This window comes from Candidatus Desulfatibia sp., assembly GCF_036446775.1.
Taxonomy (GTDB): domain Bacteria; phylum Desulfobacterota; class Desulfobacteria; order Desulfobacterales; family UBA11574; genus Desulfatibia_A.
Genome location: NZ_JAZFTO010000174.1, coordinates 1 through 2,218, shown reverse-complemented (window position 1 = coordinate 2,218; position 2,218 = coordinate 1). Strand labels below are relative to the sequence as shown.

Below are 2,218 nucleotides of genomic sequence, written 5' to 3'. Positions count from 1 at the left end.
AGGCCTGCATAAAATTTTCAACACTATCAAGCCTTTTAAGTTCAATTCATCCGAGGCACCTACTCAAGAGCAAGTGCTGTATCCCATCCGCGCTATCCGCAGAAAAAATATCGGTGAAGCCATTTTGCTGTCTTTGTTTTTCAAAAATAATGAAACATTGATGCTTACGCTCCCGCCCAACAGCCCGATTGACATTAAAAGCTACGCGGGTTGGAAGGCATTTGTTCAGGAAAAAAACCTGGACGTTGTCTTTGATGCAGGTTTAACCCATGAATTTTCAGAACTCGTTTACGCCTCCAAATTTCTGATTACAACCAGTATTACCGAGGGCTTCGGTCTCTTATTTCTCGAACCCTGGACGGGCCAAAAGCTTCTCTGGGGCAGGAAGCTTCCGGAAATATGCCGTGACTTTGAAGCCAACGGAATTCAACTGGGTCATCTTTATAGCCGGTTTTCTGTACCTGTCACATGGCTTGATACAGCAAAACTGTTGGCTGCTTGGCAGTTATGTGCGCGTAAAGCCGGCGCTATGTTCAATTTCAACATTGAGGAAAAATCCATCACCGATGCTTTTGAAAAAATAATCGCAGATGCAACCATCGATTTTGGCCTGCTGAATGAGGCCTTCCAAAAACAGATCATTTCACGTGTTTTGTCAGATCCAAACAATAGAAAAGTGCTGATTGATTTGAATCCATTTCTCATGTCGCCCGGCAAGGTATCCAATCCGGAAGATTTGATACAAAACAACCGGCAGGCCATACTAAACCATTACAATAAAACGAATTACACACAAACGCTGGTGAATATTTACAGAAAGATCGTGGCAGCAAATGTTTCCCACCGCATCGACAAAGCCGTTTTATTTTCAGCATTTTTAAATCTGGAGAACTTCAGCCTGCTCAAATGGGGCTCTTATGTTGAGTGATTCGATTTCAAAATATATCAGGCCGTTGTCTCCCCGTGTGACTACCTTGCAGCCTAGTGGAGAACTTGCAACAAAGGTCAAGTGTATCATGTTTGATGTGTACGGCACTCTATTTGTCAGCGGTTCCGGTGACATCGGCATTACCAGACAAAAAGCGCCGCAGACGGAACAACTAAAAAACCTTTTGCAAAAATTCGGGATCCGCCGGTCCCCTGACGATATCTTAAATGATTTTTTCACTGCTATTGACAACGAACATGCCAAACTGAAAGCAAACGGCGTCGACTTTCCGGAAGTGGAAATCGATAAGATATGGATGCGTGTTTTAAACAACAATAATCTGGATCTTATCAGGACGTTTGCGGTGGAATTTGAGTTGATCGTTAATCCGGTGTACCCCATGCCGAACCTGGAAAAGATGCTTGCAGACTGCAAAGAATCCAACCTTTGCATGGGTATTGTTTCCAATGCTCAGTTTTATACTCCTGCTTTGTTTCAATGGTTTTTGGGCTCAGATCCTGAAGACCTTGGCTTTCATCCGGATCTTATGCTATTCTCATACAGGTTCGGCTACGCCAAACCATCGACATATCTGTTTCAATTGGCGGCAGAATCACTCCAAAACATGGGCATTCCTGTAAATGCCGCGCTCTACCTTGGAAATGACATGCTAAACGACATCTACCCGGCCCAAAAAGTTGGCTTTAAAACCGCTCTGTTTGCCGGCGATGCCGGATCGTTGCGGCTCAGAGAGGATGATCCCAGATGCAAAAATCTTTCCGCCGACATCGTAATCACCGACTTGAAGCAACTTCTTAACCATATTCGCTAAACGAGAAGCAACTGTTCAGCCACTAAGGCACAAAGGCACCCCGGTTAAATCGCCTTCAGATTTAACTGGGCAGGCAAAGAAGGGGAAAGAATAATAAATTTTTATCAGGACAAAAATTGCTCATTTATGAATTGGACACCCAACGTGTTCATTTTGGATTCGTGGATGGGCACTAGTTGATACCTGAATTTTGCATATTATAATCTTAGTGCCTTTGTGTCTTTGTGGCTGAGCTATTATGAAAAGGAGGGGCAGATGAAAGCCCGAAGCAACACTTCGAAAAATAAGACGACTGTCAAACAAGAAAAGCCCTATCGACCAGGAGAAAATCCGGAGACGGATGCCTGGTTTACCACCTTCTATATTGAAAATCATCTCGACTATTTTACGCATCCGGATCAGGCCGCCACGCCGGAGCAGATCAGATTTATGGTCTATACCGAGGAGGATGAGCGCTA

Annotated in this window: 3 protein-coding genes; all 3 read left to right on the top strand. The window is 44.1% G+C overall.

Annotated elements, in window-relative coordinates; all coding sequences use genetic code 11:
- Positions 1-928 (top strand): hypothetical protein (locus tag V3S16_RS08670; RefSeq protein ID WP_413884285.1); only part of this gene is annotated, 928 nt, incomplete at its 5' end.
- On the top strand, positions 918-1,760 hold the full coding sequence (locus V3S16_RS08665; protein WP_413884284.1) for an HAD family hydrolase: 843 nt from the start codon (positions 918-920) through the stop codon (positions 1,758-1,760). The genes V3S16_RS08670 and V3S16_RS08665, both read left to right, overlap by 11 nt.
- A 255-nt stretch (positions 1,761-2,015) precedes the next feature.
- On the top strand, positions 2,016-2,218 hold a 203-nt coding region (locus V3S16_RS08660; RefSeq protein WP_413884283.1), incomplete at its 3' end, for a hypothetical protein.

Excerpts from the sequence above, each read along its gene's own strand:
- V3S16_RS08665 (WP_413884284.1), top strand. The coding sequence starts at position 918 with ATGTTGAGTGATTCGATTTCAAAATATATCAGGCCGTTGTCTCCCCGT.